This is a genomic window from Exiguobacterium sp. SH5S4, assembly GCF_004337045.1.
Lineage (GTDB): Bacteria > Bacillota > Bacilli > Exiguobacteriales > Exiguobacteriaceae > Exiguobacterium > Exiguobacterium aurantiacum_A.
The window spans coordinates 72,171-84,773 of sequence record NZ_SJUQ01000010.1; the positions used below are offsets into that span (position 1 = coordinate 72,171).

General features: G+C 54.3%; 14 protein-coding genes. 4 read left to right on the forward strand and 10 right to left on the reverse strand.

The window, feature by feature from the left end; translation table 11 throughout:
- Nucleotides 1–47 precede the first annotated feature (47 nt).
- On the forward strand, nt 48–968 hold the full coding sequence (locus EVJ32_RS07645; protein ID WP_201738335.1) for an EAL domain-containing protein: 921 nt from the start codon (nt 48–50) through the stop codon (nt 966–968).
- A 36-nt stretch (nt 969–1,004) separates the two neighbouring features.
- Here the strand turns inward: EVJ32_RS07645 and EVJ32_RS16200 are convergent, their stop codons facing one another.
- On the reverse strand, nt 1,005–1,157 hold the full coding sequence (locus EVJ32_RS16200) for a hypothetical protein (protein ID WP_161566971.1): 153 nt from the start codon (nt 1,155–1,157) through the stop codon (nt 1,005–1,007).
- Between the two features lie 238 nt (nt 1,158–1,395).
- On the opposite strand from EVJ32_RS16200, the gene cls reads away from it, so the two are divergent.
- Nucleotides 1,396–2,925, forward strand: coding sequence for a cardiolipin synthase (gene cls / locus EVJ32_RS07650; RefSeq protein ID WP_131457756.1), 1,530 nt, complete (start codon nt 1,396–1,398; stop codon nt 2,923–2,925).
- Here cls and EVJ32_RS07655 read toward each other — a convergent pair.
- The 9 genes from EVJ32_RS07655 to ypfJ form a co-directional block, all read right to left on the reverse strand.
- Nucleotides 2,901–3,434: a TVP38/TMEM64 family protein gene (locus EVJ32_RS07655; protein WP_236634096.1), complete on the reverse strand. Its 534-nt coding sequence runs from the start codon at nt 3,432–3,434 to the stop codon at nt 2,901–2,903. The genes cls and EVJ32_RS07655 overlap by 25 nt on opposite strands.
- 49 nt (nt 3,435–3,483) lie before the next feature.
- A complete protein-coding gene (locus EVJ32_RS07660; RefSeq protein ID WP_131457758.1) occupies nt 3,484–4,746 on the reverse strand; it encodes a dicarboxylate/amino acid:cation symporter in 1,263 nt (420 codons plus the stop codon).
- Nucleotides 4,747–4,902: 156 nt separating this feature from the next.
- Entirely contained in the window at nt 4,903–5,406 is a 504-nt protein-coding gene (locus tag EVJ32_RS07665) for a YwhD family protein (RefSeq protein WP_070328246.1), read from the reverse strand.
- 57 nt (nt 5,407–5,463) lie between these two features.
- On the reverse strand, nt 5,464–6,516 hold the full coding sequence (locus EVJ32_RS07670; RefSeq protein ID WP_131457759.1) for a DUF871 domain-containing protein: 1,053 nt from the start codon (nt 6,514–6,516) through the stop codon (nt 5,464–5,466).
- Nucleotides 6,517–6,569: 53 nt separating this feature from the next.
- Nucleotides 6,570–7,943, reverse strand: a complete 1,374-nt coding sequence (locus tag EVJ32_RS07675) for a PTS transporter subunit EIIC (RefSeq protein WP_131457760.1) — start codon at nt 7,941–7,943, stop codon at nt 6,570–6,572.
- Between the two features lie 13 nt (nt 7,944–7,956).
- Nucleotides 7,957–8,850, reverse strand: a complete 894-nt coding sequence (gene murQ / locus EVJ32_RS07680) for an N-acetylmuramic acid 6-phosphate etherase (RefSeq protein ID WP_131457761.1) — start codon at nt 8,848–8,850, stop codon at nt 7,957–7,959.
- 139 nt (nt 8,851–8,989) lie between these two features.
- On the reverse strand, nt 8,990–9,448 hold the full coding sequence (locus EVJ32_RS07685; protein WP_131457762.1) for a GNAT family N-acetyltransferase: 459 nt from the start codon (nt 9,446–9,448) through the stop codon (nt 8,990–8,992).
- Complete coding sequence (locus EVJ32_RS07690) at nt 9,445–10,293, reverse strand: MurR/RpiR family transcriptional regulator (RefSeq protein ID WP_070328251.1); 849 nt, start codon at nt 10,291–10,293, stop codon at nt 9,445–9,447. Before EVJ32_RS07690 ends, EVJ32_RS07685 begins: the two co-directional genes overlap by 4 nt.
- A gap of 114 nt (nt 10,294–10,407) precedes the next feature.
- Nucleotides 10,408–11,262, reverse strand: a complete 855-nt coding sequence (gene ypfJ / locus EVJ32_RS07695; RefSeq protein WP_131457763.1) for a KPN_02809 family neutral zinc metallopeptidase — start codon at nt 11,260–11,262, stop codon at nt 10,408–10,410.
- A 156-nt stretch (nt 11,263–11,418) separates the two neighbouring features.
- On the opposite strand from ypfJ, the gene EVJ32_RS07700 reads away from it, so the two are divergent.
- The gene (locus tag EVJ32_RS07700; RefSeq protein WP_131457764.1) at nt 11,419–12,198 is read left to right on the forward strand and encodes a VLRF1 family aeRF1-type release factor; all 780 of its coding nucleotides are present in this window, start codon (nt 11,419–11,421) and stop codon (nt 12,196–12,198) included.
- 66 nt (nt 12,199–12,264) lie between these two features.
- Nucleotides 12,265–12,453, forward strand: a complete 189-nt coding sequence (locus EVJ32_RS07705; protein ID WP_070328254.1) for a 2-hydroxymuconate tautomerase — start codon at nt 12,265–12,267, stop codon at nt 12,451–12,453.
- The last annotated feature ends 150 nt before the right edge of the window (nt 12,454–12,603 follow it).

Sequence of the window (12,603 nt, forward strand, 5' to 3'; positions counted from 1 at the left end):
GATAAACTGGATATAGATGTATTTTATAACAGTAAAGGAGGGATCCTATGTGGTCTCCTTGCGTGGCCTGCTCCACGACAATCCCGCTCTTTGAACGGGGCTTGTTGGTCGTCAACGACCAACCTCAGCCATACGAATCATTTGATGAACTCAAGACTAAACTATCTTCGGTCGAGGACAATGTATATTGTGTCAACCCTGCCACGAAACAGCAAACGCCGATTCTACCAGCAGTCGATTTGCTCGAACAGATCGCCAACCGTGACACGATCGAGCTGATCCAACACGGGGAGTTCGAAAGTCACTTGCAACCGATCATCCATCTCGACACAGGTGAGCGGTTCGGTTACGAGGCGCTCCTTCGCAGCCCGAACAATATCTCGCCTGGGGAGCTGTTCCGCGCCGCCAACCGGTTCGGACTTCATTCGAAGCTCGACCAACGCGCCCGGTCCGAGGCGATCAAAGCGACGTATCACGCCGTCGCACCTCACGAGAAGACGTTCATCAACTTCTTGCCGTCGACGATCTACAATCCTGACTACTGCCTGCAACACACGTTCGAAGTCATCGACCACTACGGGCTCAGTGCCGACCGCTTCATCTTTGAAGTCGTCGAGACGGAGCAAGTCCAGGACGTCGCTCATTTGCAGCACGTGTTCGCCACATATAAGAAACGCGGCATGAAAGTCGCGCTCGACGATGTCGGCGCCGGCTTCTCGACGCTCGATATGTTACAGCGGCTCGAGCCCGATTACGTCAAAATCGATCGGTCGTATATTTCGTTCTGTGACCAAGATGCCGAGAAACGTACGTTCTTGAAGAATGTGCGTCAATTGACGCGCTCGATGGGTATCACCATCCTCGCCGAAGGGATCGAACGCGCCGAAGAGGTCGACGTCTGTCGCGAACTCGGTTATGATCTCGCCCAAGGTTATTTCTTCGGAAAACCGTCTCCATACGCGCTATGAAAACAAGGCCTAGAGCGCGTGCTCTAGGCCTTTGTTTCAATAGTCATCTTCTTCTGTATCTTCATTCATATCGTCTTCTTGCATTTCCGTGTCATCGTTGTTCATCGGTTCCTCGTCCGCTCCCCCGCAAGCGCCGAGAATGATGCCTGTCGCGAGAAGCGACGCGGCCAATGTACCTTTTCTTTTCATCAAACACACCCCTTTTTGAAAGTTCTGCCGTATAATACGGTTTATTCCCTTGGCTTATCCAATCAAACGTCTTTTTAGAGTGAACTACTCACCACTTATTTGCTTCGCAAGCGATTCATCTCCCACCTACGCTGGGCTTCGCCCCAGACGCTTAGAGGTGGGAGAATTCTCGCTTAATTAGATTAAAACTGTCTGATTGGTGGAATCAATTTAATGATGACAACTGAACAGAAAGAAGGTGTACCTTTTGAAACGACGTGTCTTACAACTAATCGGAATGTTCGTCCTCGGCATCTTCCTTCTGCTATCGCTTTACTCGATCGATGGATTGATCCCGTTTTTGATCGGTGTCGGCATCCTCGCGCCGCTCATCGTCGGTTGGAATATTTTGTTTGACCAAGTTCAGCCGCAAGCGAAGCTCGCCTGGCTGCTCACCGTCTTATTCATCCCGTTTCTCGGCGCCCTCGCCTGGGTGCTATTCGGCCGGACACCGAAACGCCACCGCCGAATCAAACGAACTTCGTCTGAGATTCGGATGTTCCGGCAAGCGATCGAAGCCGACCGCGTCGAGACGACGAATGACGTATCCGACCGATTCCCTCTCACGAGAGCGCTCGAGAAAATGGGTGCGACCGGTGCCGACGGCCATACGGCGACGAAACTGCTCGTCAACGGAGATGAAAAGTACGACGCCGTGCTCAAAGATATCGAGCAAGCGACGCACCATATCCACGTCCAATATTATTTGTTCCGGACCGATGAGATCTCCCTGAAGATTCGCGACGCCTTAATCAAAAGATCCAATGAAAACATCACCGTCCGCTTTCTTTATGACGGTCTAGGCAGCCAAGAGATCAGTGAAGATTTCCTAGAGCCTCTCCGCGAGTCGCGGGTGCACGTCGAAGCGTTCGATCCGGTCGTACATCCGCTGCTCGTCTTTAACGCCAACTTCCGAAACCATCAAAAACTCATCGTGCTCGACGGACGAATCGCCTACACCGGTGGGCTTAATGTCGGCGATGAATATCTCGGCAGACATAAGAAGCTCGGTTTTTGGCGAGATACGCATTTGCGTGTCGAAGGACCGCTCGTCCGGGAGCTTCAGCGTCTGTTCATCGAGAATTGGCTTTATGCCGGACACGAAGAAGATAGCGAGACGTGGGACTTGTTCGCCGACGCTAAACACCTTCCAGAATATTTCATTAACGAACCGCAAGACGCGAACGGGGCGACACAACTACTCGTGACGTCTCCCGGTAAGGACGTCACGATCCGGGACGGGCTGATGCGTCTGTTGATGGAAGCGAAAGAATCGATCTGGATCACGACCCCTTACTTGATTCCGCCGCCCGAACTGCTCGCCGTGCTAGAAGTCGCGGGTAAGAGCGGCATCGACGTTCGCATCGTCGTCCCAGGACAAGGCGACGAATGGTTCAGTTTCCATGCGACCGAATATTATTTCGAGCAGCTGCTGAAACGTAACATCCGCATTTATAAATACAATCGCCATTTCATCCATGCAAAAACCGTCCTCATCGACGGCAAGATTGCGCTCGTTGGGACGGCTAACTTTGATTTCCGCAGCATGTATTTGAATCACGAGATGACGATCGCCCAGTTCGAGACGTCATCAATCGGTCAACTGCATGACGCGTTTTTGAAAGACTTCGACGAGTCGACTCTCGTCGACTGGTCGATGCTCCGAAAAAAATCGAACGGCAAACGGTTCATCGAGGCGCTCTGTCATATCTTCTCGCCGCTTCTTTGAAACGTACGCCAGAGGAGATAGATGAGCAAGAGTAGCGCGATCAGCACGAATTGCCAACCGGTCGCAACACGCATCACGGCCGTGACCGTGAGCGCCTCGATAAGGAGCGCCGGGATTTTCCCAATCGTGCTCGCCGCGGCGAACGACGGGAGCGTCATCCGGCTGAACGCGGCCGATAACGTGACGAGTCCGGACGGGACGAACGGCATGAGTCGCATCCCGAGGACGAGGAACCACGCCTCAACCCCGCTCGCTTCGCGGAGACGCTTGAAGCGCTTTCCGTTCGGTGACGTATACGTTTGTAGCGCACGTCGGTACAGTACGAAACTGATGACCGCTCCGACCGCCTCACCGATGATTGAGACAGTGACGCCGAGACCGAAACCGAGAATGTTTACGTTCAGCGCCGTCAAAAACGCGCTCGGCAACACGCCAGCGACGGCGACGGCACTGTTTAAGACGATGCTGATGACGACAAACAGCGGGATCGGGAGCAGTTCCCATTCCATCATTCAAACCCCATTTCAAAAGGCTGACCCCGCGAGGTCAGCCTTTGTTTTATTTCGCTTCGACTTCATCCCACGCGTCTTCGTCGACAGGTGGAAGGTGTTTCTCTTCAAGCTTCGCTACAACGACCGCACATGTCGCGTCACCCGTGATGTTGACGGACGTACGGAGCATGTCGAGGATACGGTCGACCCCGATGATGAGGGCGATCCCTTCGACCGGCAAGTTGACCGACTGTAAGACGAGTGCGAGCATGATGAGCCCGACACCCGGCACACCAGCCGTCCCGATTGAGGCGAGCACTGCCGTGATGACGACCGTCACGAGCTCGGTGATCGTCAAATCAGCGGCGAACACTTGAGCGATGAAGATTGTCGCGACCCCTTGCATGATGGCCGTTCCGTCCATGTTGACTGTCGCGCCGAGCGGCTGGACGAATGACGAGATCGAACGTGGGACGCCGAGCTTCGTTTGGGCGAGTTCCATCGACACCGGAAGCGTCGCGTTTGAAGACGACGTTGAGAACGCGAGCGTGATCGCTTCATAGAAGTTTTTAAAGAAGAAGACCGGACTCATCTTGCCAAGCAAGATGAGCGCTCCGCCGTAGACGATGGTCGCATGTAAGAACAACGTCAAGACGACGGCAAACATGTACCATGCCATCGCTGCGACAGCATCAAACCCGATACCGCCGATGGCCGAGGCGATCAACGCGAAGGCACCGTATGGGGCGAGCTTCATGACCAAGTGAATGAGATGCATCATGATGCGGTCCCCTTGTTTCACGAAGCGACGCCACGTCTTGGCACGTTCGCCGAGGGCGATCATCGCAAACCCGATCAACGCCGCGAAGACGATAATCTGTAGCATGTTCCCTTCAGCGAGCGCTTGAATCGGGTTCGTCGGAATCATATTGACGAACGTCTGGACGATGTTCGACGATTCTTCTGTCGTTGTCGATTCAAATGCTAGATTGGCTGTTTCGAAGTTGCCGCGTTCACCTGGCTTGATGACCGACGCGACACCCATCGCGAGTACGATAGCGAGCGCTGTCGTCGTCAAGAAGAATAGAAGCGCCTTCGACCCGACGCGCCCGAGCTCTTTCGGGTCACCTAGGCCCATGACACCGAGAATGATCGAGAAGAAGACGATCGGGACGACTAACATTTTAATCAAGTTCAAAAACACTGTCCCAACTGGGGATAGTATGTACGTATTGATCACGTCGTAGACGTTACCGGATAGGCCGGCGAGCCCGAGACCGACGATGACCCCTAAGGCGAGGCCAATCAAAATTTTCTTAGTTTCACTCATCGTGTCACCCTTTCTTTTTTACACAGTGCGTTTAGTATAGCATAATGCTAAATTTTCTTACAATTCCGCTTGAAACACACGCCATAACACGGTCATTTTCCCAAGTTGCTTCAAAAGAAAACAAAAAAGATTGGAGACCGTGACGGTCCAATCTTTTTACTCGGCAGCGAGACGCGCGAGTTCAGTATGAAGTTCGGTCGACTGGTCCCAAATCTCCGGACGGTGCTGTTGCAGAAACTCCGCGAGCACGCTCCGTGACGGCGCATCCATCATATCGATGAGGATCCGTCCTTTGAGCGATTTGTCCATTTGGTTGACGTGATACGGGAGCAATTTATACCCGCGACGCGCCTCCAAGTCAATCGACATGTCACAAGCCGCAATCCCGCCGTAGTAAAACCCTTCCGGCTTGCGTCCGACCGTCACCCAGACAATCCAATACGGTTTACCGTTCGGCACCGCTTCCGGGTCGGTCAAAAACTTGATCCGCTTCTCGATCGCCGACTTGGCGTGCATCGCACCCATGTCGATCACTGCCGTACCTGCCTCGACGTCGATGATGACGGGCGACATATTGTTCAAACTGAGCGATCCGACCCCAAAACCGCCGTGGCCGTCCGTCGCATCGTCAGCGATAATATTAAAGTTGATATCTTTCATGGCATTCCCTCCCCCTCTACTGTACACAAAGACGAGGGAACGTGGCAATCGCGAACGTCAGCCCCACTCGATTCGAAACTTCGTGCCGGGTCCAACCGAACGAAGGAGCGGACGATCCGCTTCGATGACACGTCCGAGCACGTTGACCCGCTTGTCGGCCTGAAGGTCTGTCTTCGTCACTTGCATTTCGCCAGCATAGCGCCCGTAATCCATGTTGTCAATCGTGATCGTGCCGAGCGGTCGCTGTTTCGCCGCAACCGGTTCGAGCAAGCGATCCCCGGGGCGACTATACGCCCGTGATTCGACGGAACGGATGACGTCGCGCGCCGGGTCCATCCGGTTCGTCTGGACGCGGTAGAGCGCCGCCTCGACCGTCGTATACGCCTCGGCCCGGAGGACGAGCATCCCGTCCGCGTATGACGCGAACTGTTCGACCGTCGCATCCGCTAGTCCCGGGTCCCCAATCAAAATGCGGTCGACGCTCCCCGTCAACTCTAAATAAGCGGCGAACGTCGACAGCTGCCGGTGGTCTTCAAGCGTCGGCAGTCGTTCGTATAGCGGTCCGCGGAGCGTCCCATCTCCCGGGATGAACGCCTGCACGCTCAACCCTTGTCGTTTCAGCCAGTCATTTTTTTCGTCAAACCATTGCCGGTCGAGCCCGGTCTCTGGCCGCGGGTAGAAGTTGTGCCATGCTTCGACATTGTCTGTCATGAGCCCTTCCCGTTTCATCTCGTCGAGCTCTTCAGCAGTCAACGTGCTCGCGTTCAAGGCGACGGTCATCCGTTTCGACAAATCGGCGACCTGTTTCGGGGTCACCCCGTAATCGACGCGGAGGCCGGTCACGCCCCAGTCGATGAGCGTATGGGCGTCGTCCCACGTCTTCCCGAGCGCGGCGAGCGAAGTCGGGGCGATATCGGCGAACAGTTCCATGTCATGCTGTCGAGCGAGCGTGCCGAGTCGACGCAACCGCTCCGTGTAGACCGATGGATCGTCTTCCGGGATATGTAGCGATGTGAACAGTGACGTGAAACCGATCTCACGCATGCGTTTCATCCACACCGTGAACGCTTCTGTCAGCGGTTCGCTCAAGTAAACAGATAATCCTCTCATATAAAACAGCCCTCCCTATTCAAAAAGGTGACTCGAAAGAGCCACCTTGGTTGTTAAATACCATCCGCCATCTCTTCTTTGAAACCGAAGAAATACGTGAAGATGAAGCCAGCCGTATACGAGATGACGAGACCCCCAATATACGTCAAGTACATCCCATTGTCGATGAGCGGTGTGAGCGAGAGACCCGAGACCCCGATCCCGAGCGCTGCCGTCTGCATCGACGCTTGGAACGCACCGCCGACCGCGGCTCCCATACAAGCCGTCAAGAACGGACGACCGAGCGGAAGCGTGACCCCATAAAGAAGCGGTTCGCCGATGCCGAGGAATCCGACCGGGATCGCCCCTTTGATGATGTTGCGGAGACGTTGGTTGCGCGTCTTCACGAAAATCGCAAGCGCGGCCCCGACTTGTCCCGCTCCTGCCATCGCAAGGATCGGCAAGAGCGCCGTGTTGCCAACGGTGTTCAGTAACTCAAGGTGAATCGGCGTCAAACCATGATGCAAGCCGACCATGACGAGCGGCAAGAAGAAGCCAGCGAGGACGGCCCCTGCGACCGGTCCGCCGATTTCAAGCACGGCATTCAGTCCTTGCATGATGCCGTCTGACAACACGCCCGCGACCGGCATGATCGCATAGAGCGCCGTGAAGCCGACGACGAGCACCGTAAGCAGCGGCGTAAAGATAATATCAATCGAGACCGGCATGAAGCGGCGGACGTGTTTTTCGATATACGTCATGAGCCAAGCGGCAAAGATGACACCGAACAGTCCACCCCTTCCGACGACGAGTGCTTCCCCATAGATGACGATGTCGGCGAGTAACGGGTTGAACAAAATCCCCCCGGCAATCGCTCCGAGCACTGGCGTCCCCCCGAACTCTTTCGCCGTATTCCACCCGACGAGGATGGCGAGATAGGCGAAGACCGTGCTCCCGAGCACAAGCAGAATTTGCATCCACGTCTCGGTCCGGTCGACACCAGCGTTGACGGCAAAGTTTGCTGCCCCGTTGATGATCCCTGAAGCGACAAGTCCCGGGATGAGCGGGATGAAGATATTCCCTAAGCGACGCAAGAAACGTTTGAACGGTGACTTCTGTTTATCTTTCACTTTTTGACGCTCGATGGCCGCCCGCTCGTCAGGCGTCAAGTTCGCATCGACTGCCTCTTCCCCGATGGCGAGCCCCGTCTCACGGCTCAAGTGATCCGCGACACGGTTGACCGTCCCCGGTCCGACGACGATTTGCAGCGTCTCGTCATCGATGACGCCCATGACGCCGTCGATTTTTTTCAACGCCTCGATGTTCACTTTCGTTGGGTCTTTCAACGCCAACCGGAGGCGTGTCATACAGTGCGCGAGTTGGCGGATGTTCTCTTTTCCACCGACGTGCTCGAGTATGGCTTGCGCCAACACCTCTTCTTTCTTCATCTCGTAATCCCCCTTAAATCGCGTCGCGGACGAATCCGTTCGCGCGCTGTAATCGTTCGACTGCCTCCGCATAAGAGACGTCGGCTAAAATCATGACGATCGCCGTCTTGACGTGGCCGTTCGATGAAGCGAAATAACGCGCGGCCGTCTGTTCGTCGACCCCTGTCGCTTCCGCAATCATCCGTTTGGCCCGAACTTCCAATTTCTCGTTCGTCGGCTGCACGTCGACCATCAAGTTTTGATACACTTTGCCCACTCCAATCATCGACGCCGTCGAAATCATGTTGAGGACGAGTTTCTGGGCCGTCCCCGCCTTCAAGCGCGTCGATCCGGTCAATACTTCCGGTCCCGTCTCGACTTCGATTTTGAACTCGGCGTGGTCGCTGATTTTCGAGCCTTTGTTGCAGGATAGCGCCGCCGTCGTCGCACCGACTTCACGCGCGTAATCGAGTCCGCCGATGACATACGGAGTCCTGCCGCTCGCGGCGATGCCGACGACCGTATCGTCCGGACTCAAGTGAAGCGCTTTCAAATCGTTGATTGCCAAATCCATGCTATCTTCTGCTCCCTCGACCGCTTTGACGAGCGCGCGTTCACCCCCGGCAATCAAGCCGACGACCATGTCCGCTGCCACGCCGAACGTCGGGACACATTCTGCCGCATCTAAAATACCGAGTCGTCCACTCGTCCCCGCACCGATATAGATCAAGCGTCCGCCTCGTTTAAACGATGTGATCGCTCGTTCTACGACTTGTGCGATGACCGGAAGCTGTTGCTTGATCACGTGAGGCACCGACTGGTCCTCTTCATTCATCACGCCGAGCAGTTCCTCAACCGTCATGTCGTCTAGGCGCATCGTCCGTTCGTTCCGTCGTTCCGTAGCCAATTTGTCTAACATCGCCACCATCCTTTCTTCTCTCTAGTTTTATTGTACTAATTTGAAATTAAAAGTCAAATTTATTTAAAAAAATAAAGAATTATAATTTCATAAACACTCAACTCGAGTGCCAACAAAAAAACTCGGCCGTTTGAGGACCGAGTTCGCTTCATTCGATGTCTTTTTTCAACACATGGACGTGGACACCATCCCCCGTGACCGAGTCTTGCTCATACACGTAGCCTTGCCGCTCCCAAAAACGACGGGCCCGCACGTTCTTCGGGAGCACACCGAGCCGGAACGTCGTCTGGAACGGACGCATGTGGTCCCGCTCGAGTTGATCGTATACCTTCTGGGCGAGACCGGTGCCGTGAAGTTGTTCGTCGACGAGGAGCAGGCCGAGCCAAAGTGAGCCGTCGATCGGGTGACGCCTCAACAAATCCGCCATCGCCACGATCGCCCCGTCGTCCTCCACGACGAGGCTGACCGTACCTGTCTCCTCGAAGTCAGCCAAATTCTCATCGCGGAACACTTCGAGCGTCTGAGCGTTCAATGCGGCGAACGCTTGTTGTGTCATGAGGAAAGCTGCCACTCGTTCGCGGTCTGACGCTTCATATCGGCGAATCATCGGCGCAGCTTCACCATCTCGTCGCGCGCCTCGGCGTAACGATCGATCAGCCCTTCGCCTTTTCGGTGCAACAGACCCATGTAGAGCGTGTCGATAATCGTCAATTGTGTCATCCGTGAGGCGATGCTCGCGATTCGGTAATCTCGTTCGACAGTCGGTGTGCACAGACGGACGTCCGCCTCGCGGTAAAGCGGCGACTTGTCGAGGTCGGTGATGGCGACAACGGTGACGCCTTTTTTCTTGGCGAACCGGACGAGCTCGAGCACGTCTTTCGTCCGGCCCGACGTGCTGATCGCGACGAAGACGTCGGTCGGCCCGAGATGCGGGATGAGCGACAGCATGTAGTGAAAGTCTTGCGACGTCAGAGCGGCGTAGCCGAGTTTCGTGAACTTGTACTGCGCGTCATAGGCGGCCGTCGATGACCCGCCGACTCCGTAGAAGATGACCCGGTTCGCGCGAGCGAACGTATCGATCGCGTGTTCGAGTTCGCGTTTGTCCATCGCCTCGGCACATGCCTCGATGGCCATCTTGTTCACGTGGATGACTTTTTGGAACGAGTCGTACGGCGTGTCCTTCTGTTGGAGGACGTTAAAGTCAGTCAGCATCGTCTCTGTGATCGCCAAGTCTTTGACGAGGGCGAGCTTGAACGATTTGAAGCTGTCGATCCCGACGACGCGCGCGAAGCGGACGATGCTCGCCTCTGACACGTCGGTCTTTTGGGCGAGTTCTTTCGTCGTCATATTCGGGACGAGCGTCGAATGGGTCAAGATGTAGTCCGCGATTTTCTTTTCGACGGACGTCATCTCGCCTTGGGCGAGCTCGATTTTTTTCAGTAAGGATTCCATCAGGTCATCCCCTTCCTGCTACTAGTTGCTGTATTTAATGATAGCGGATTCTTTCCCTACATTCCAACTTGGACACGAAAAAGGCTGAGCTCGCGCTCAACCTGTAGGTGAGACTTACAAGTTTTTTGTATTGAACGTGTCGCCGCCTTGGATTGTTCCATTTTGAAAACCTTTATCAAACCACCGTTTCCGCTGTTCCGACGTCCCGTGCGTGAACGAGTCCGGCGTGACGTAGCCACGCGCTTGTTTTTGTAGCGTATCGTCACCGATTTGATGCGCCGCGTTCATCGCCTCTTCGACATCACCCGCCTCTAAATAACCCATGCCTTGGGCGTGATGCGCCCAAACACCGGCATAGTAGTCGGCTTGAAGTTCGAACCGTACCAAGTACGTGTTGAACTCGGTCTCGCTCATGTCGTTGCGAAGCGGCATGATCTCGTCGGTCGTACCGAGCAACGTCTGCACGTGGTGTCCGACCTCATGGGCGACGACGTACGCCATCGCGAAGTCACCCGGCGCGTTGAAGCGCTGACTGAGTTCGTCATAGAAACTCAAATCGATGTACAGTTTCTGATCACCTGGGCAATAAAACGGTCCGACCGCAGAGCCAGCAATCCCACATGCCGACTCGACTTGTCCTGAGTAGAGGACGAGCGTCGGTTCCCGATACGTCAACCCGTTCTCGGCAAAGATGTCGGTCCACACTTCTTCGGTGTCACGCAGGACAACCGAGACAAAGTCCGCCATCTCTTCTTCCCGCGCCGAGCCTTGATACGTCTCAGAAGACTGCGGCTCACCGATTCCGATATTGTTGACGATGTCTCCCGGGTTACCCCCGTTCAAAAGCGTGAAGACGATGACTAAAATGAGGCCAAGACCGCCTCCGATTCCCGCAATCCCTTTCCCCCCAACACTTCGCCCCCGTCGGTCTTCGACATTCCGACTCGCCTGTCTGCCTTTCCATTTCATACGATTGTTCCTCCTACTGCTAGTCTGTCTTGTTACTTACCCGGATTCATCTCGTTTCGCACCTACTTTTTCACATTTTCCCATCGTATTCGGTGTTTGAGTACTAACCAAGTAGGAAACAGGTTAATAGAACGTTTACTTTAGGGAGGAATTAAGATGGGATTAGCAAGCGACTTGAAACAATTGCGTCAGATTGAATGCAAGGACAAGTGTGTGCTATCGGTCTACCTTAATACAGGACCTAACCAGCAAGGCGACTGGTCAATCCACTTGAAGAACGGTTTGAAGCGAATCGGTGAATATTTAGAGGCGTCCAGTGACGAGACGCAACTGAAGAACTTCAAAAAAGTACGTAAGCAAGTCGATCAAGAGCTCGGCAAACATCGGAACGACTTGGCGCGAAGCTTAATCATTTTTGCTTCGGAAGAAAACGATTTATTTGAAACATACTACCTTCAACACGATGTCGAGACGTCGTTCCACTGGGAAACGAAGCCAGTACTTGAACCACTCGAGGCGTTACAACAAAAATTTCCGTCCACCGGTATTATTTTGACGAACCTCGACCACGTGACGGTACTCGACACCTCACTCGGGCACATCGATGCGACGTTCGAATTCGCGTTCGACCCTGAGACCGAGGAGTGGGTTCGGTTTGAAGGGACGGCTTCGGGTGACCGTATGGCGTCGAGCAGCTCGCAAGTCGATAAATTCGATCGTCGACTTGCCGAAAATCTCGGTCGGTTCTACCGTGACCTCGCCCAAACCGTCGAACAGATGAAAGGTGCACACGACTGGGAAGCGCTTGTCGTCATCGGAGAAGCCGAGCTTTCCAACTCGTTCCGTGACGAGTTGCGGACGAAACCAGAGCGCGTCGTGCACAAAAATTTGTCGAAATCGAGTGTACCTCACATCATCGAAGCTGCATTCCATTGATTTTTCGCTTTCCTCTCGACTAGTGATTCTCTAAAATAGAAGAGAACTAGAAAAGGAGGAAATGATATGCCATACGTTACCGTAAAAATGCTCCCGGGCCGTACCGTTGAACAGAAACGTGCCTTGATTGAGAAAGTGACGGACGCCGTCTCAGAGACGACGAACGCACCGAAAGAAAACATCACCGTCTTCATCGAAGAGATGGACGCGACGAACTACGGTCAAGCCGGTGTCATGCACGCCGACAAAAAATAACGCCAGACACCCGCGCATCCAATTGATATGCTCCCCAATAGGTAGACAGATGAAATAACAAATCTGTTTATCTGATTGGGGAGTGTTTTTTTATGGCGAGAAGTCGACATTCGATCGAACAAAAACTGAGTGCGCTGCGTATGATGGACG